Annotated in this window: 11 protein-coding genes; 9 read left to right on the forward strand and 2 right to left on the reverse strand. The window is 35.1% G+C overall.

The window, feature by feature from the left end; all coding sequences use genetic code 11:
• The first annotated feature begins 63 nt into the window (after positions 1–63).
• Genes ACYIAR_RS12915 through ACYIAR_RS12925 form a run of 3 tightly spaced genes read left to right on the forward strand, consistent with a single transcriptional unit; the run spans position 64 to position 6,941 of the window.
• Positions 64–2,046 carry an FAD-dependent oxidoreductase gene (locus tag ACYIAR_RS12915; RefSeq protein WP_480330006.1) on the forward strand — a complete coding sequence of 661 codons (1,983 nt, stop codon included), beginning with the start codon at positions 64–66 and terminating at the stop codon, positions 2,044–2,046.
• Positions 2,031–5,063, forward strand: a complete 3,033-nt coding sequence (locus ACYIAR_RS12920) for an FAD-dependent oxidoreductase (RefSeq protein WP_480330008.1) — start codon at positions 2,031–2,033, stop codon at positions 5,061–5,063. The genes ACYIAR_RS12915 and ACYIAR_RS12920 overlap by 16 nt, the downstream gene beginning before the upstream one ends.
• Positions 5,064–5,072: 9 nt before the next feature.
• The gene (locus tag ACYIAR_RS12925; RefSeq protein ID WP_480330010.1) at positions 5,073–6,941 is read left to right on the forward strand and encodes an FAD-dependent oxidoreductase; all 1,869 of its coding nucleotides are present in this window, start codon (positions 5,073–5,075) and stop codon (positions 6,939–6,941) included.
• A gap of 153 nt (positions 6,942–7,094) precedes the next feature.
• Here ACYIAR_RS12925 and ACYIAR_RS12930 read toward each other — a convergent pair whose 3' ends face one another.
• Positions 7,095–8,312, reverse strand: coding sequence for a transposase (locus tag ACYIAR_RS12930; protein ID WP_480330012.1), 1,218 nt, complete (start codon positions 8,310–8,312; stop codon positions 7,095–7,097).
• Positions 8,313–8,583: 271 nt separating this feature from the next.
• Between ACYIAR_RS12930 and ACYIAR_RS12935 the strand changes: the two genes are divergently transcribed.
• Entirely contained in the window at positions 8,584–11,562 is a 2,979-nt protein-coding gene (locus ACYIAR_RS12935; protein WP_480330014.1) for an FAD-dependent oxidoreductase, read from the forward strand.
• A gap of 92 nt (positions 11,563–11,654) precedes the next feature.
• On the opposite strand, the gene ACYIAR_RS12940 is transcribed toward ACYIAR_RS12935, so the two are convergent.
• Positions 11,655–12,818: an IS4 family transposase gene (locus tag ACYIAR_RS12940; RefSeq protein WP_480330016.1), complete on the reverse strand. Its 1,164-nt coding sequence runs from the start codon at positions 12,816–12,818 to the stop codon at positions 11,655–11,657.
• 156 nt (positions 12,819–12,974) lie between these two features.
• Between ACYIAR_RS12940 and ACYIAR_RS12945 the strand changes: the two genes are divergently transcribed.
• The 5 genes from ACYIAR_RS12945 (at position 12,975) to ACYIAR_RS12965 (ending at position 18,821) form a co-directional block, all read left to right on the forward strand.
• Entirely contained in the window at positions 12,975–14,120 is a 1,146-nt protein-coding gene (locus ACYIAR_RS12945) for a glycoside hydrolase family 43 protein (RefSeq protein ID WP_480333655.1), read from the forward strand.
• A gap of 251 nt (positions 14,121–14,371) precedes the next feature.
• Complete coding sequence (locus ACYIAR_RS12950) at positions 14,372–15,397, forward strand: metallophosphoesterase family protein (RefSeq protein ID WP_480330018.1); 1,026 nt, start codon at positions 14,372–14,374, stop codon at positions 15,395–15,397.
• On the forward strand, positions 15,394–16,947 hold the full coding sequence (locus ACYIAR_RS12955; protein WP_480330020.1) for a sulfatase family protein: 1,554 nt from the start codon (positions 15,394–15,396) through the stop codon (positions 16,945–16,947). The genes ACYIAR_RS12950 and ACYIAR_RS12955 overlap by 4 nt, the downstream gene beginning before the upstream one ends.
• Positions 16,948–17,128: 181 nt before the next feature.
• Entirely contained in the window at positions 17,129–17,707 is a 579-nt protein-coding gene (locus tag ACYIAR_RS12960) for an RNA polymerase sigma-70 factor (RefSeq protein ID WP_480330022.1), read from the forward strand.
• An 88-nt stretch (positions 17,708–17,795) separates the two neighbouring features.
• Positions 17,796–18,821 carry a FecR family protein gene (locus tag ACYIAR_RS12965; protein ID WP_480330024.1) on the forward strand — a complete coding sequence of 342 codons (1,026 nt, stop codon included), beginning with the start codon at positions 17,796–17,798 and terminating at the stop codon, positions 18,819–18,821.
• The last annotated feature ends 20 nt before the right edge of the window (positions 18,822–18,841 follow it).

Below are 18,841 nucleotides of genomic sequence, written 5' to 3' on the forward strand. Positions count from 1 at the left end.
AAACCTTAGATATAGATTTTCAAAGATTCATATCTAAGGTTTTTTGATAAAATAATTGTTACCATGAATTTAAAATATTGTATATTATCAATAGCTTTCCTTTTTTCTTGTAATATTGAGAAAAATGAAATGATGGTTAAAGAAGTTGATGTATGTGTATATGGTGGTACATCAGCTGGGGTAGTAGCAGCTTATTCTGCAAAAAAAATGGGTAAGTCTGTAGTTTTAATCGAACCGGGTAAATATATAGGAGGAATGACTACCGGTGGACTTGGAGCAACTGATATTGGAAATAAATATGCTGTAACAGGTTTGGCGAGGTTATTTTATAGACGAATTGGTGAACATTATAATAAATTTGAACAATGGATGTTTCCTCCCAGTGTTGCTACAAAAGTAATGCAACGTTTTGTGGATGATGCTGATATAGATGTTTTGTATAATAGAAGATTGGTAACGTCTAATGTTGAACAGAATGCTATAAAATCAATAATTTTAGAGAGTTCAAACAAAATTCTTGATGAAAAATTGTTGAAAGTTAAAGCTAAACAGTTCATAGATTGTACTTACGAAGGTGATTTAATGGCAAAATCAGGGGTTTCGTATACTTTGGGACGTGAAGATAATAGCGTTTATGGAGAAACTTTGAATGGTGTTCAGATGTCAATTTATCATCAGTTCCCAGATGGTGTAAATCCATATAAAATAGAAGGTGATTCAACAAGTGGTTACTGTTGGGGTATTAGTAATAATGAATTGAAAGCGACTGGAAGTGGTGATAAATTAATACAAGCTTATAATTTCAGATTATGTTTAACTGATAATCCAGATAATAAGAGAGCATTTGAAAAACCTGAAAATTATAATCCTGAAATGTATGAGTTGTTAGCCCGCGCGATAAGAAAGATGGATACTGATATTAATAAATACCTATTAATGCCATCTGGGATACCTGAACAAAAATATGATGCAAATAATAAAGGCCCTTTATCTACAGATATGATAGGCATGAATTATGATTATCCTGAAGCCGATTATGATACACGTCAAAAAATTTGGGATGCACATGTTGATTATACAAAAGGATTGCTTTATTTTCTTTCGCACGATGAAAGAGTTCCTGAGGATTTAAGGAATAAAGTAAATCATTTTGGGTGGGCTAAAGATGAATTTGTGGATAATGATAATTTCCCTACACAACTTTATGTTAGAGAGGCTCGTCGAATGATTGGTGAATATGTTATGACTCAGAAAAACTGTCAGGGAGTTGAAATTGTTGATGATGCTGTTGGTATGGCTGCATATACAATGGATTCTCATAATTGCCAGAGAATAGTTGTAAATGGGATGGTGAAAAATGAAGGAGACGTAGAAGTTGGTGGATTTCCTCCTTATCCTATATCCTATAGAAGTTTAGTCCCTAAAAGAAATGAATGTACAAATTTATTGGTTCCTGTATGTTTATCTGCAAGCCATATCGCTTACGGTTCAATAAGAATGGAGCCTGTATTTATGGTTTTAGGACAATCTGCAGGGGTTGCTTCGGTATTGGCCATTGATAATAACAATATTATTCAGGATGTAGATGTTGCTCAGTTACAGAATATCTTGGTGGAAGATCCATATTTGGATGGTTCAACCCCTGAAATTTTGGTAGACGATAGTGATTCCTTATATGTGGAGTTTTCTGGTAAATGGGAAAATAAAAATGGGTATGGTAGCTATAAATCAGGTTATAGATATATATGTAATTTCGATAATTCAGTTGTTCTGTTTAAACCTCAAATAAAAAAGAGTGGTAAATATGAGATTTATTTCTTTTGTCCAGATTTATCCGATACAGAAATGCCTGACTACTTAATTCTGAATATAAATTCCAAAGATGGATTGATACAAAAAAAGATTTATCCTAAAGATAATAGAAATTCTTGGATATCGTTGGGCATATTTGAATGTGAAAACGGGACAACATCTTATGTAAGTATAAAGGGTAGTAATTCGAACAGTAGAGTATTTGCAGATGCAATACTTTGGGTTCCACAATAATTATCTATATTATGATAACACGTCGAGATTTTTTTAAATTCACTGTTGCAGGAAGTGCATTAGCGGCTATGAGTAATGTTCAGGAAGCTAAAGCTGTTATAAATAAGGTATTGCCAGACTCTGGATTTTGTTATGAATCAGAAAGAAAAATACCAATATATTCAGAAACAGATGTTGTGGTTGTTGGAGGAAACTCTAGAGCCGTAGCAGCAGCCGTAGCAGCAGCAAAACAAGGCTGTAAAGTATTTCTTATAGCACCTCTTACTTATTTAGGAGATGATATATGTGGCTCTTTTATGTATGATTTAAAAGAAGGAGAAAAGCCTCAGACAGCCTTGGCTAGGAAAATATTTGAGGGAGAAAAGACATTTAGACCTTTGTATTGTAAGACTGTTCTAGAAAATGAACTTATAGATAATGGGGTTTATTTTCTTTATAGTAGTTATATTACAGAATTATTGGTCGATTCTTCGGGGAATATTTCTGGAGTTGTTATGGTTAGTCGTTCCGGTCGTCAGGCTATAAAGTGTAAGTCAATAATAGATGCTACTCAAGAGGCTAATATTGCTAAATTAGCCGGTTTGAAAAGAAACCGTACAAATATGCCTGTAGATTATATCTTTACTGCTGTTGGAAATAATTTGAAAACCGGAGATTCTGAAATAAAGGTAGAATCTGTCCCTGTGCCTGTAGTTTCTAATGGGAAAGAATATTCTGTTTTTCGTTATATCTGTAAAAGCTCAAGAAAAATTGAGTCATATGCTGATCTTATGGATATTGAGCATAAACTAAGAGACTATGCTTGGGATCCGGATCAGGTTGATAGTTCTGATATAATATGGTACATTCCTAATGAGCAACTTGAGTGTAAAGTATCTTATAAGGGAGAGATTTCTACTTTGCGAGAATATCCAATAGATTCTTTTCAACCAAATGGTGTAAATAATTTATGGGTTATAGGTCCTTGTGCTGATATATCAAGAGAAGCAGCAGAGTATTCTATGCGGCCTGTTAATGCATTGTGGTTAGCAGAACTGTTAGGAGAGCAAATTGGTAACAAAACAAAAGCATTCTCTTTATCGGCAAATATAGAAGTTCAAAGTAACAATTCTGTAAAATCTATTGATCTGGGTTATGTTGGTGAAGTATTAAAACCTGTTAGACCATTTTTACAGAAGGAATATGTTTATTCTAAGAGTAGTTCTTTGCCAATATTGGGAGAATTTGATGTTGTTATTTTAGGAGGAGGTACTGCTGGTGCATCAGCTGGAATATCATCGGCAAAGCAGGGGGTTAAAACTCTTGTCCTTGAATATCTTCACGGTTTGGGAGGACTTGGAACTTTAGGACTCATTGGTTGTTATTGGGATGGTTATAGAGAAGGATTCACATCTTATATAGATGAGAGTGTACATAATATGGCTCCAGAGGAACATCCACGTCAAGAAAAAGACTGGAGACATAGAAGTGTTTCTGACTGGAAAATGGAATGGTATAGACGTGAGCTTCATAAGTATGGTGGAAAATTATGGTTTGGAGTTTTAGGATGTGGTGCATTGGTTAAAGATAGTATAGTTAAAGGAGTTGTTGTTGCTACACCTTATGGTCGTGGTGTAATATTGTCAAAAATATTAATAGATAGTACAGGTAGTGCAGATATTGCTATATCGGCAGGAGCTGAATATGAATATACTGGAATAAAGACTTTGGCAATACAGGGGGCAGGAGCTGGTAAACGAAATCTTGGAGACTCATATAATAATAACGACTGGCTTTTTATTGATGATTCTGACGTACTTGATGTTTCCAGAACATTTGTTCAGGCTAAACATAAAATGGCAGGAAATTACGATATTGTTAAAATACCTCAGACAAGAGAAAGAAGGAGAGTAATAGGGGAACATGTAATATCTGTATATGATGTCTTGAACCATAGAAGATATTATGATACGATATCTTTCCATCAAAGTTCGTTTGATACTCACGGAATGATAGTAGATCCTTATTTTATACTTTCTCCTCCAATGAAGAGACATGTTATATATAATGCAGATGTCCCATTACGCAGTCTTTTGCCTAAAGGTCTGGATGGTATTTTAACAACGGGTCTTGGAGCAAGTGCTAGTAGGGATGCAATGCCTGTTATAAGAATGCAACCGTGTTTACAAAATCAGGGTTATGCGGTAGGATATCTTTCAGCACAATGTATAAAAGAAGGTAAAACTTTAAGGAAAATAGACATTAAGAAAATACAGAAACATTTGGTTTCTATAGGTAATCTCCCAGAGCGAGTTTTAAAGGATAAGGATTTCAAGGGTTTTGCTAGGTCAGATATGAATAGGGCTGTTGAGACTGTAACAGACAATTATAAAGGCTTAGAAATACTACTGACAGATCCGATTCAATGTAAGTCTTTTTTATTGAAACGTATTTCTAAGGAAAATAATGTTGAAGCTAAGACTATTTTGGCAAGTATTTTGTGTATGCTTGGAGATGATTCTGTATCAAATGTTCTTGTTGAAGCAATAAAATCTTATGATAAGTGGGATGAAGGATGGCATTATACAGGAATGCACCAGTTTGGAATGAGTCTTAGCCGATTAGATGCATTGATTATGTCGCTGGGTAAGAGTGGAAACAAAGGTTCTTTGAATGTTATAACAGATAAGGCAAGAATACTTAATCCCGAGGATTGTTTTTCTCATTTTAGAGCAATTTCAATGGCTTATGAGAATATAGGAAGTCACGATGCTGTTTCTCAACTCTCAGAAATGTTGTTAAAGCCAGGGGTGACAGGGCACTCCATATTAAATTATAATGAAGCAAGGGCTAGTGTCGTTCCTGATGATATAGATGTCTCAACTAGAAATTTATCATTGAAGGAACTTCATTTAGCTAGAGCATTATATTTATGTGGTGATAAAGATAATATAGGAAAAACTGTTTTGGAGAAATATGCATCTGGCTTGGAAGGTCATTATGCACGTTATGCATTTGAAGTTTTACAAAGTAAATAAAAAATTGGTATGAAATATTTAAGTTTATTGGTTACACTTATAATAAGTGTTTCTAATGTATTGGCAAACAATATATATGATTTAGTAATCGTAGGAGCAACACCCGGAGGAATTATGACTGCTATATCAGCAGCTCGCTTAGGTAAAAAATCTGTAATATTAGAGCGTAGTAATAGTATTGGAGGGCTACCTGCAAATGGATTGGGTGCTACTGATATAGCTACTAGGTCTGCAACTACAGGTTTGTTTTATGAGTTTGTTAGTCGTGTAAAGAAGCATTATGTTGATACCTATGGTGAAAGTTCGGAACAGGTGAAGCTTTGTAGTGATGGTTATCATTTTGAACCATCAGTTGGAGCAAAGGTATTTAACGATATGTTATTGGAGTATGAAGATAAGATAACTGTTTTTACTATGCGTCAGTTTGATGCAGAGAATTATAATATAGTATTATCTGATGATAAAATAGAACAGATAACGGTTTTAAATAGAAACTCCGGAGAGAAAGAAATATATAAAGGGAGAATATTTATTGACGCTACTTATGAAGGTGATTTGGGAGCTGCGGCAGGTGTTCCATATAGAGTCGGAAGAGAGGGCAAGGATGAGTTTAATGAACCAGGAGCAGGTAGAGTTTATAAATATTGGGGTGGTCCGGAAGGTGAAGGTAGCACTTTCCAAGGAGATAATGCCGTGCAAGCTTATAATTATAGGCTTTGTTTAACTAATGATCCTAATAATCGTGTATTGTTTAAAAAACCGGAAAATTATAATAGAGAAGAATATGCTTCTATTGTTGAAGATGTTTATAGTGGAATAAATACAGATCGTTTGATGATTGGAGTGACAGAGTCTGATATAAAAAGAAATATCGAGATTGTTAGTTCTGGTCAAAAATCAGAATTGCCTGGTGATAAATGGGGTATAGCAAAAGTTACTAATATTGTTAATGTGCCTAATTCTAAAACAGATGCAAATAATCAGCATGGTGTTTTTTTGTCCACGGATTTGCCTGAAGAAAATTGGCCATGGCCAACATCTTCCTGGGAATGGAGAGATAAGTTTGCAAAACGTTTGAGGGAATATACAGAAGGTTTGTTTTATTTTGTTCAGAATGATAAATCATTACCTGAGCATTTTAGATTAGCATGTAGAGAATGGGGCTTGGCAAAAGATGAATATACTGATAATGGAAATTTCCCTCGTCAAGTGTATGTTAGAGAAGGTCGCCGTTTTGAGGGAGTATATTTCTTTACAGCACAAGATGCCATACCAATAAGTATAGGAAGTCGTCCCCCTGTTAATCAATATAGTATAACTGCAAGCCATTATGCTTTAGATTCTCATGCTGTTAGGAAAAGAGAAAAAGGAAGAGTTCATTTAGATGGATTTTTAAGTTATCCTACAGCTGTTTATACAGTTCCTTATGGAGTTATGCTTCCCAAAAAAGTAGATAATTTATTGTTCCCTGTTCCCGTATCTGGTTCACATATAGGTTTTTCAACATTACGAATGGAGCCTTGTTGGATGGCTATAGGTCAGGCTGCAGGAGCAGCAGCAGCTATATCAATAGATGACGATGTTAAGGTTCAGAATGTTAATATAGAAAAATTGCAGGAAATATTGGTTAATCAGGGAGCTACTCTGATTTATTATAAGGATGTTGCTCCTTCTTCTTCTGATTTCAAAATGGTTCAGTATTTAGGTTTGAGAGGTTTTCTTCCTGAATGGAATGCGAGGTTAAATGATATTGCTTCAGCAGAAGAACTTAAAGACTGGTACTATAAATCTGGTATAGATGTTAGGGGAAATAAAGATGAAAAAAGAAGAGATGTTCTGTTGAGGATATATAATGCAATAATGAATGTAGGTAAATAGGTAATTTATGTTTTTATAGATTTTGTAATCCTATTTTTGTGTTTTTATAAAAACTGTCCTAGATCATTATTCTTTAATATTGAACTAGGACAGTTTTTTAATTTTTATTTTGTAGTAATTTCTATGCAATAGTTCGTTAAAAAATAGCCAAGCCTAAGCGGCTCTGGCGGTAAATAAAATGAGTTCTTTGAAAAGTTTGTCAATAACTTGCGTGTCTGGGCTAATCCCAAACACGCAAATAAATCGTTCAAGCATATAAGCATTGTGTATGAAAGACTTGCAGGATGATATGGAATAGGTTATTCCGAGTCTCTTACATGCCGCTTTGGCCAAGTTGATAGCTGCAAGCGACGCATTGAAGTGAAAATCCAACTTCCTGAAGTCGGTTGACTGACTGTTGGTGATTCCTGCATGCTGCTTTCCATCTCTAAAGCAAAACTCCAGCTGGAATCTGGTTCTGTAATAATCCAGAACCTCGCGTCCATCCATGGAATCGTCTGTAGAGAAGTAAAGCTGCCACTTGTCTGTCCTCCCGTCCATCGGATACCAGATGGCTAAGGAAACATACCTTTTGAGAGCTTTTGCATATACCCTCAATCCGTATAGTTTTCCCTTGTTCACCTCGTATTCCTTGCACCTGGTCAGATCCAGATTGGCAAAGTCGATTCTTCCGTCAAACCACTTGGGATGACCTCGTTTCCCTGTTTTCTTTTCCAATGTCGGATAGTACAGGATTACATCATTCCGAAAGCGGCTGATGACATGGAAATCGTTCTCGCACATAGGCGTTATGAAAGTTTCCTTGGAAAAGAATGCGTCTGCAACCACCGTTCTTGATATGCTCTGTATCTTGTCTTTTCTACTGATAAGATAGCTGCTGTACCAGTCAACGAGGTTCTTGTCCATATTATCCAAGGTCTTGCAATCCGGTGTCTGAATGGAACCTAAAGTCATGCATTCATGGTTGTCGATGTCAATGACACCGATGCCCATGATTTCCAGTCCACGCTTGTACTCTCCTGCACAACCAGACCAGAAGTAACCTATCCAAGGTGTCTTCTTTCCTGATTTGGGGATATAGGAAGGATCGATGGCGATGGCTTTTCTTTTGCCTGTGAGATGCTTGCTGATGATAGAGCCGTTGAACGCAAACCAGTCGAAAGTTTCATGCTCAAAAAGGTTACGATAAGTCTGTTCTGAGAAACAGCCATATCTGCCCAATTGGAGGAAGTTTATACGATCTGGGATAGCCATGAATAATTTCATGGTGTCCATGAACGTTTTTTCAAAAGGTTTTTGTATATTCACGACTGATTTGAGAGCCGACAGGCACTCAGATTGGTATTGCATAAGGAGTGTTTCTTTAGTCATAATCAGAAGAGTTAGGGAACTTCTAATTTACTAAAAACTAACGAATTATGCAATACTTTTTACCCTTATTGTCAGCAAGCTAGCACACTTTTTTTCAGCACATTTCTTCATGCTTAACCATTCGTCTTGACAACACTTCAATGACCTCTTTAGTGTTTTCGAACCAGCTTTTACTGGTTCTATTGTTTAACTTTTAATTTTTCGGTAAAAATTTACCGAAGTATTGTTCTATGTTTAAGATTTAAAAATAACGACTAAATTAAATGAATTTATGATGACACGTAGAAATTTTGTTAAGGCTTTAACATCAGGCTCTTTGTTGGCTTTAAATAGTAATTTGATTTTTTCTAATGATAGGAGAAGTGAATATTTAAATGTTATTCAGGATTCAGTTTATCACAAACCATATAATAAGCATATTTGGAAGGAAGTTGATTTGGTTGTAATTGGTGGAACAACAGGTGGTATATCTACTGCAATATCTGCTGCAAAAAAAGGATTAAAAGTTTTTGTTGTTACATCATATCCATATTTGGGAGAAGATATTTGTGCTTTTTTCAGATTTTGGCCTAAATCTTATGAAAAGTCTTCTGATTTATTTAAAAAGATATTTATAAGTAAAATACCACCAACGCCTCTTCATGTAAAAACAGTTCTTGAGTCTGAACTTATAAATAATGATATTGAGTTTGTTTACTGTAGTTTCATTTCAAATATATTGATTGACTCAAGTGGAAATTTATCAGGAATCTGTATTAATAATCGTTCTGGACAACAAGTTATAAAATCTAAATGTATAGTGGATACGACACAGGAGGCAATAGTTGCCAAGTTGTCTAATGCTACTTTTCATGATTTTTCTCCTCAAAGATGTAAATTTAATTTTGTAGTTGTTGGAAATAAAGAGAAAAAACATACTTCTATAATAAATACTAATGTAATATATCCTGCTTTTAACGTAAATGGAAAAAGCTTTCAGGCTATAGAGTATACTTATGAAATTTTTTTGGAAAATTATGATTATGATTCAATAATGAAAATTGAACATGATATAAGAACAATAACTTGGGATATTGAACAAGTTGATAGTTCTGATTCATTATTTTTTGTTCCGTGTTCTTATCTTAAAAGTAAAGATAGGTTTCAAACAGATGAATATTATAATTTGTTTGTCTTTGGGTTGAATTCTTCTATACCAAGGAATAAGATAATGGATTTTATGGAACCAAATAAGTATATAGAGGAAGGAGAAATATTAGGAAATAGGATTTTTGAATTAGTAAAAAATATAAGAGTCGGTAAAGGTTGTATAATTAAGCCTATATTACCATTAGGTGATATAGTTGGTGAAATATTATTAGTTAATAATTCTAGATTTTTACCTCCTTTAGATTTAGCTGAATTTAGAGGGGGGGGGATTCCTGTACTGGGAAGCTATGATGTAGTTGTTGTAGGTGGTGGAACAGCGGGAGCTCCTGCTGCAATAAGTGTTGCAAGAAAAGGTGTGAAAGTTTTATTATTGGAGTATTTACATGGTTTAGGGGGTATTGGAACATTTGGTTTGATAGGTAGATATACTGCAGGATATTGTAAGGGGTTTACAGAAGAGATAGATTTAGCTATGCAAAATATAGCTCCTAAAGGTCATTCTCGAAAAATTAGAGAGGACAGTAGGGAGTGGCCAATTGATTGGAAAGCAGAATGGTACAGAAAAGAAATTCTTAAATCAGGTGGAGTTATATGGAATCAGGTTCTTGTTAATGGAGTTATAAAAGATGGAGATAAAATAAATGGTGTCGTTGTACATACTCCTATGGGTGAAGGTATTATTTATTGTAAATGTGTGATTGACTCAACAGGAAGTGCTGATGTGGCAATTGCTGCAGGATGCGATTATGAATATACTAGTTCAGAAAGCTTAGCTGTTCAAGGAGCTGGATTAGGTCATTATAATTTAGGTGATCATTATAATAATACTGATTGGACATTTGTCGATGATACAGATGTTATTGATGTTACAAGATTGTTTATTCAAGCAAAATTAAAAAACATAGGAAGTTATGACATTGGAAAACTACCTCAGACAAGGGAGAGACGGAGAATTATTGCTGAATATAATATTTCAGTAACTGATATGATTAATGAAAAAACTTTTTATGATACAATTTCTTATCATAGAAGTAATTTTGACACTCATGGATTTACTGAAGATGTTTTTTTTACAATTAATCCACCAGAAGGAGGACATAGGACTTATGATGTGAGACTACCATTACGGTCGTTATTACCTCATAGATTAGAGAATATATTAGTTACAGGTTTAGGGTGTGGCGCAAATAGGGATGCTATGCCAGTAATTAGGATGCAACCTGATTTACAAAATCAAGGGTACGCAGTTGGAATTGTAGCTGCGGAGTCTATTCTTCAAAGCAAAAGTATTTGTAAACTTGATATAAAATCTATTCAACGTCAATTGGTTGATAAAGGAAATTTACCAATAGAAGTATTGAAAGAAAATGACTCTCCCCTAATTACTAAACAGGAAATAGAATGTTTGAAAGATGTTGTTATAGATAACTATAAAGGTTTAGAAAAAATATTATCAGTACCAGATATTTCTATTCCTATACTAAAACAATGGTACAGAAATGGATCTTTTACGGATAAATTATATTATGCAAATATTTTATGTATGATGAGGGAACCTATAGGATTTGAAAGAATTTTAGAAGAAGTTAAGTTATATGTAAATTGGGATAAAGGTTGGAATTATAGAGGTATGCATCAATTTGGTTATAGTTCAAGTAGGTTGGATAACTATGTAATAGCTTTAGGTTATAGTAATAATAGTATTGTTATACCAGAAATACTTCGTCTATTAAAGTTGTTAACTCCAGAATCAGAATTCTCACATTTTAGAGCTATTTCCATTGCAATAGAAAATTGTATTTCAAAAGAATTTCAACATATTTTGTATAATTTACTTATTAGTGGTATGAAAGGAAACTATATTAGAACACAAAAAGAATCAACAATAAAGATAAAGCCCAATATAATAGATAGAGTATATATATTGGAAGATACTATGCGTAATAAAGCTCTTAAAGAGTTATATTTATCTAAAGCCTTATATTTGTGTGGCGATAAGGATGGTCTTGGAAAGAAAGTGCTGGAGAATTATGCATTAGGCCAAGAAGGCCATTATGCTAGATTTGCATCAGAAGTTTTACAAAAAGTTGTTAAACATTAAACAAATAGTATTTGTAAATCACAATTTTAAGTTGTATGACATATATGTATTCCACATCATTAGTGTCCCGTTAAAATCGGGACAAATTAATATTAATCGAACAATCCCGAAATAAGGGAAGAATTGAGTTCTTTGATATCGTTGAAATTAGTCTTCTCAAACAGTTCTCTAATACATGTTTTGTCCGTAAGAGAAATGCTTAGAATTTGTAAAACTTCATATGTTGACCGTTCCAGTTTCATGTCATGTTGAACTATAGCAACAAGGCAATAGCTAATAATGGCAGTACTGATTTGGATTCGGACAGCGTTTTCCGTAGTACCCCAAAACTTCTTAATTCTGAGGTGCTGCTTTAGCCATTTGAAGAACAGCTCAACCTGCCAACGGTTTTTATACAGTTCGGCGATTTCAAGTGAAGTAAGATGAAAAGCATTGGTTAGAAAGACGAACTCTCTATCCTGATCTTCGTCTCTGTACTTCACTAATCGCAAGCGCTTCGGATACTTCAACTGAGTGATTATGTCAGTAAGTTCTATTATTGAATCGGTAAGTACATTATTTGGCAATCTGCGTCTCCATCGGATACATTTAAACTGTAGATTCTTTTTGGCTCTCACCACAAAGAAAGACTCGTGCAAATGTATTTTGTAGAGTTCTTTGAAGGCATTGTAACCGCGATCAAATACATAGTAAGAGCCTGATTCATAAGGAATATACTTCATAACTTTTGAATCGTGTACAGATGCTGTAGAGATGTGGAAGTATGCTGGAACTTTTGCTTCCAAGTCATACAACACATGAGCTTTTACACCACCTTTCTTCTTACGAAATTTGGCCCACCAGAAGATTGACAGACATAAAGGTATTGTCGTAGAATCGAAGGCATATACATGCCCTTTCAACTTAAAAATATCTGCTACCTGCTTCTTCCGAGCCTGATCCATCATAAAGAATGCAAAGTCTTCAAATATGCGATAATCCCGCTTTTGGTTGGCTGAAGCAAATGTCGTTTTAGTAATAGGATTTCTCCCCATTCCAAGATGATAACATTTGCTATGATGCGCTTCCAGTGCAACGACTACATCGCGTAAACTTTCACGATTGCTAAGCTGACCAAACATCAATGCAAGAAGTTGATTCCAGCACGTGAATGATTTAACATACCGATTGCCATTATATTTGTCAACCAAGTGACGAAACTTATCTTTATCGAGAAATTCAATCAACTGGGCGAAGACATATTTGTTTTTGTTCATATGCAGTCAATCTTAATAGACTACAAAGTAGCAAATTCAAATCGTCGCACCATAAAAATGCTTGTAAAAGACTTTATTTCAACTATTTCAAAGACCGATTCCCATTTTTAACGGGACAGTAGTGATAGTTAATAACTTTATAATAATATATCTATGATGTTAAATAAAAAACCATTAATTAACGGAATGATGTTGCTAATATCATTTTTGTTAGTAACTGCTTTTTCTTCATGTAGAAAAGATAATGTTTATAAATCTTTTAAGCCAGGAGAGCTTTGGCTTGATAACAAAGGTGTTCATATTAATGCTCATGGTGGTGGAATTTTGTTTTCAAATGGTGTTTATTACTGGTTTGGAGAACATAAGACGGAAGGTAGAAATGGAAATGTTGCGAATGTTGGTGTCCATTGTTATTCTTCAAAAGATTTATATAATTGGAAAGATGAAGGTATTGTATTGCATGTAGAGCCGGAAGGATCTGGAAGTCCAATAGAAAAAGGTTGTATATTGGAACGTCCTAAAGTGATATACAATAAGAAAACAAATAAATATGTAATGTGGTTTCATTTAGAGCCTAAAGGTTTGGGATATAAAGGTGCACAAAGTGGTGTGGCTGTAAGTGATAATGTGTCAGGTCCGTATAAATTTGTTCATGCCGGAAGAATTAATGCTTGTAAATGGGCAATAAATACTCCGACAAGAATGAAGGAAATGCCTTTGCAGGAATTGGTGACAAACTATTCCGGAGGAAGTTTACCTCAACATCCGGATTCAATGAATATTCATAAACGAGATTTTGATAAGGGGCAAATGGCTAGAGATATGAACCTTTTTGTTGATGATGATGGAAAGGCATATCATATTTATGCTTCGGAAGAAAACAGCACATTGCATATAGCCCAGCTTTCTGATGATTATCTGTCTCATAATGGACAGTATATTAGATGTTTTGCAGGACGTTTTATGGAGGCTCCTGCTATGTTCAAATATAAAGGAGATTATTATTTGATGATGTCGGGATGCACAGGCTGGACGCCAAATGCTGCTCGCTCTGCAAAAGCTGATTCAATATTTGGAGAATGGAAAGAGTTGGGAAATCCATGTATTGATAACGATTCGTCTTTGACATATCATTCGCAAAGTACATATATTTTGCCGGTACAAGGAACAAACGATAAATTTATATATATGGGTGATAGATGGACTCCGGATAATGCTATTGATGGTCGTTATATTTGGTTACCTTTAGAGTTTGATGGAGAGAGATTTATAATTCCATGGAAGGAGGAATGGAAGCTGTAGGATATAAGTATCATTTTCTATTCCGATTTTTCAAATACAGGTTTATATGAAGAAAACATCAGCTTGTCTGTCAGTATACTGGGAGAAGCCTGAATAATATTAATAACTCAAGTTTCGCAAGCTAAACTTACATATAACAAGTTGACAAGAAGACAAGTTAACAAGGTTGACCTTGTCAACTCGTATCTGAAGCCTCGTTAACTTCTAAGTTGAGCAACTTGCGAAACTTAAATTAAAAAAATATATCTTCTATGAAATTATCCAGAAGAACATTTTTCAAACAAAGCCTTGTTGCAGCCATGGCTATAGGTGCAATTCCTAAATCAAAAGCTGTGGAATATGATACAGAAAATGTTTCTGCATCAGTGCAGGGTGGTGATTCATCGAGCAAATTTATTTCTTTCTCTGAGAAAGGGAATAATGCTGATATTATGCTCGAAGGAGTTGAATCGGATTTTAAGGTGATGCACATAACAGACTGTCATATAACAGTGCCGAGTCAAAAAGATGAGGAAGTATGGGAAAAATGTAAGCGAATGCATCAGGCATACAAGGATACTGATTCTCATGAGTCTGGTAAAAACGTCAGCCGTGAAGAAGCTTTCACCATGTTGATGAATAATGCAAAGAACGAGAAAGTGGACTTTATAGTTCTTTCCGGTGATATAATTAATTTCCCGTCAGAAGCTTCAGTTGATTTTGTTTATAAGGAATTGCAGAAGTGTGGAATACCATATGCCTATATATCCGGAAACCATGACTGGCATCTTGAGGGAACTCCTGGGTCTGATTATTCTCAACGTAAACAGATGATAGGTGTTCTTAAACCTTTATATAATGGAAATAATCCTTTCTGCTATTCTACTTTGTATAAAGGTGTTAATTTCGTATGTATCGATAACTCAACATATCAGGTTGACAGTGAACAGCTGGCGTTTTTCAAACAGCAGCTCAATAAACCATATCCTATTGTTCTGGTTATGCATATTCCTGTTTACACGTTGCTCAATAATGGAAACGCAACTTTCGGAAATCCAAAGTGGGGCAGGGCTATAGATGAGAGTTATGAAATAGAAAAACGTGAGCCTTGGAGTGATAAGGGAAATACAGACGAGACCAAAGAGTTTTACAATTTGGTTATGGATAATAATGTAATAGTCCTTTCCGGTCATATACATACAAACCGTGTGGATCGGGAGAAAAATCTGTTACAATTGGTGACTGGGCTTTCCAGAAATGGTGTTCACAGGATGATTAATTTTAAATCTAAAAAATGAAAGAACAGAATAAAGGCAGGCAAATGATATTAGGTTGCGGATTGCTTATGATTTCGTCACTCGCATATTCTCAGAAATCCCCCAATGTAGTAATCATATTGGCAGATGATATGGGATATGGCGATGTATGCTGCAACAATCCATATTCCCGAACATCAACACCCGCTATTGACGCTCTAGCTGCTGAAGGACTTCGTTTCACTGACGCTCATTCTGCCGGGGCTTTAAGCGGACCGTCACGATATGGCCTGGTTACTGGACGATATTTCTTTCGTGAAATCAAGCAGAAGGAATATTGGGGATATCTTTATCCTTATATATCAAAAGACCGTTTGACCATTGGCTCACTTATGCAGAAAGCCGGATATACCACAGCTTGCATTGGTAAGTGGCACTTGGGATTGAATTGGGCATTAAAGGATTCTTCACGTCCGCATATCCTTTCTCCTTCAAAGTTTGATTATACGAATACAGATTTTTCTGCTCCTGTAAGTGATGGACCAACAGAACGAGGGTTTGATTACTCATTCATATTACCCGCATCATTGGATATGCCTCCTTATGTTTTTGTACGTAACGATAAAGTGGTTGACCCTGATGTTGTTCTTACTGCAGATGTATATCCTGCTAAAAAGGAAGAAACTGTATATGCCTGGGACCGCAAGCATACTGGTGAGTCTGATATTTATTGGGAGCGAGGAGTTTGGTGGCGTAATGGTGAGATGTCCAAGTCTTTCAAATTCGAGGAATGTCTTCCTATAATAATAGATGAAGGAATTTCTTTTATTGACAGAGCCGGGAAAAGCGGAAAGCCATTTTTCCTTTATATGCCACTTACCGGGCCACACACGCCATGGCTTCCGGAAGAGCGTTTCAAAGGCTCTACATCTTTGGGCACATATGGTGATTTTATTGCTAATATAGATGACGCTGTAGCTCGTGTAAATCTGAAACTGAAAGAACTTGGTATAGACGATAATACTATTGTCATTTTTGCTAGTGATAATGGTGGAGCATGGGAAGAGGAAGACATTCAGCAATATGCTCACCAGAGCAACTGGAGCCGCCGTGGAGAGAAAGGTGATGCTTGGGATGGTGGTCATCATGTCCCTCTGATTGTGAAATGGCCAGGTGTAACCAAACCTTCAACAGTTTCGGAAAGTACAGTCGGATTGGTTGATATTATGGCAACTCTTGCCGAAATTACCAGTCAGCCATTACCCTCCGGTAGCGCAGAAGACAGTTTCAGTCTTTTACCTATATTGAAAGGGAATCTTTCTGCTCAGACTCGTGATCACATAATATATCTTTCCGGTTCCGGTAAACTGGCAATAAAAAAGGGAAACTGGAAATTTATCGACGGACTGGGCTCCTGTGGTTTCAGCTTCCCGCATAATCTCGAGCCTTTAAAGAATGGCCCTGAAGGCCAGCTTTATAATATGGCGGATGATATGATGGAGACAAATAATCTCTATCTGTCGGAACCTGAAAAGGTTGAGGAACTTAAAGGCTTGTTGGAGAGGTATGTAGATAAAGGATATAGTAGATAATAAAGAAAACAAGTTGACAAGGGAACAAGTTGACAAGTATTTCCCTTGTCAACTTAAACTCGAATTATCTACTATTAAATTCAGTTAAGTATGTAAGTTGAGTTAATCATTGTTTTTATTTGCGCTATTTTGTGAAAATACATATTTTTGTGATATGTGTCGAATAAAATAGTTACAGACAATGGACGTGAACGATTTATTATTGATTGAACAGATACGTAATGGAAAAGAGAGCGCGTTCCGTTATTTGTATGACAATCATTATGTCGTTTTATGTCGTCTTGCCAATGCCTGGGTTAATGATCCTTATGTGGCAGAAACCATAGTTGGAGATACTATTGTCCATATTTATGAAATACGTGAAACTCTTAATATCACTACATCGTTAAGGTCTTATCTTATAAAAGCAGTGCGTAATCGCTGTCTTAATTATATCAAGCAGGAAACACATTTATCAGAAGTATCAATAGAAGAAGCTGATGCATTTGAATATGTCAATAAATGTTCATTGGCTGAGACACCGTTGACATCGTTGCTTGAACGTGAATTAGAGGAGAAAATAGAAGAGGCAATAAGAAAATTACCTAAAGAAACACGCGCTGTATTTACCAAAAGCCGTTTTGAACATAAGAAAAATGAGGAAATAGCAGAAGAATTGGGAATTTCTGTAAATACAGTTAAGTATCATATGAAAAGGGCATTATCTATACTTCATAATGACCTGGGCAAATATTTTGTATTCCTGTTTTTATTTGATTGAAAGAAATTTCCACTTTTTTTAAAAAAAACATATTTTTCACTACCCCTAATTAATTCTCCGTTGTCTTACATATAGAAACAAATGATATATGAAAGACGATTTTCAAAATAAAAATATAGATAATCTTATTCTTGACTATTTGCAAAAAAGCTTGAGTAAGGAGGATGAGGCATATTTGCTTGATTGGATAAATATGTCTGCAGAAAACAAGAAATACTTTGACGATATGGTAAATGTATGGGTTGTTTCGGCAATAGCCGATGACACTTATACATTTGACTCCGACAAGGCGTTTGATAAATTCCTTAATAATATAGGAAAACAGACATTGAAAAAGAAAGTAAGATCTAAATCTTATACTCTTTATTATCGTATAGCAGGAATTGCCGCAGCTATATTCGCTATTGCATATATCTCATTTTTTATGGGAGGAAATATGGTGGAAAAACAGTTTATGGATATAGTTGTTGAAGCTCCGTTGGGTTCTAAAAGTAAAATGTATTTGCCTGATGGAACTCTTGTGTGGTTGAATGCAGGTTCTAAAATAACATATTCTCAGGGATTTGGAGTAAAAGACAGGAATGTGGAACTGACAGGAGAAGCATATTTTGAAGTTGCCCGTAATGAAAATTTACCTTTTGATGTAAATACGGAAGACCTCAAATTAGAGGTTTTGGGCACTAAGTTTAATTTCAGGAACTATCCGGACGATCCGGAAGCAGTCATTGAATTGTTGGAAGGCAAAGTTCAGGTTGAAAATTTGATGAAAGAGATGCCGGTTGAGTATTTGGCAGTAAATGAAAAAATTGTTTTGAATAAGCGTTCCGGAGAGATGGATAAGATAACTGCAAAGACAGAACAAGCCAAAGATTGGATTTCAGATATTTTGTTTTTTGATGAAAAACCGTTGTCTGAAATTGCAAATGAACTTTCCAGAATATATAATGTGAAGATTAAAATTGAATCTTCTGATTTAATGGAAAGATGTTTTTACGGATATTTTGATACAAAAAAACAGAGTGTTGATGATATATTGAATTCATTGGTTGCTACAGGTGGTTTTTCGTATATTAAAGAAGAAAGTAATACAATAGTAATAAATAAAAATAATTGATAATAAATTGTAGCCTATGG

The organism is Parabacteroides sp. KHUB-01 (assembly GCF_056640935.1).

What these genes read in the sequence shown, in the direction of transcription:
- ACYIAR_RS12965 (WP_480330024.1), top strand. Translation starts at nt 17,796, where the DNA reads ATGAAAGACGATTTTCAAAATAAAAATATAGATAATCTTATTCTTGAC.
- ACYIAR_RS12955 (WP_480330020.1), top strand. Translation starts at nt 15,394, where the DNA reads ATGAAAGAACAGAATAAAGGCAGGCAAATGATATTAGGTTGCGGATTG.
- ACYIAR_RS12930 (WP_480330012.1), bottom strand. Translation starts at nt 8,312, where the DNA reads ATGACTAAAGAAACACTCCTTATGCAATACCAATCTGAGTGCCTGTCG.
- ACYIAR_RS12940 (WP_480330016.1), bottom strand. Translation starts at nt 12,818, where the DNA reads ATGAACAAAAACAAATATGTCTTCGCCCAGTTGATTGAATTTCTCGAT.
- ACYIAR_RS12950 (WP_480330018.1), top strand. Translation starts at nt 14,372, where the DNA reads ATGAAATTATCCAGAAGAACATTTTTCAAACAAAGCCTTGTTGCAGCC.
- ACYIAR_RS12935 (WP_480330014.1), top strand. Translation starts at nt 8,584, where the DNA reads ATGATGACACGTAGAAATTTTGTTAAGGCTTTAACATCAGGCTCTTTG.
- ACYIAR_RS12960 (WP_480330022.1), top strand. Translation starts at nt 17,129, where the DNA reads ATGGACGTGAACGATTTATTATTGATTGAACAGATACGTAATGGAAAA.
- ACYIAR_RS12925 (WP_480330010.1), top strand. Translation starts at nt 5,073, where the DNA reads ATGAAATATTTAAGTTTATTGGTTACACTTATAATAAGTGTTTCTAAT.
- ACYIAR_RS12945 (WP_480333655.1), top strand. Translation starts at nt 12,975, where the DNA reads ATGTTAAATAAAAAACCATTAATTAACGGAATGATGTTGCTAATATCA.
- ACYIAR_RS12915 (WP_480330006.1), top strand. Translation starts at nt 64, where the DNA reads ATGAATTTAAAATATTGTATATTATCAATAGCTTTCCTTTTTTCTTGT.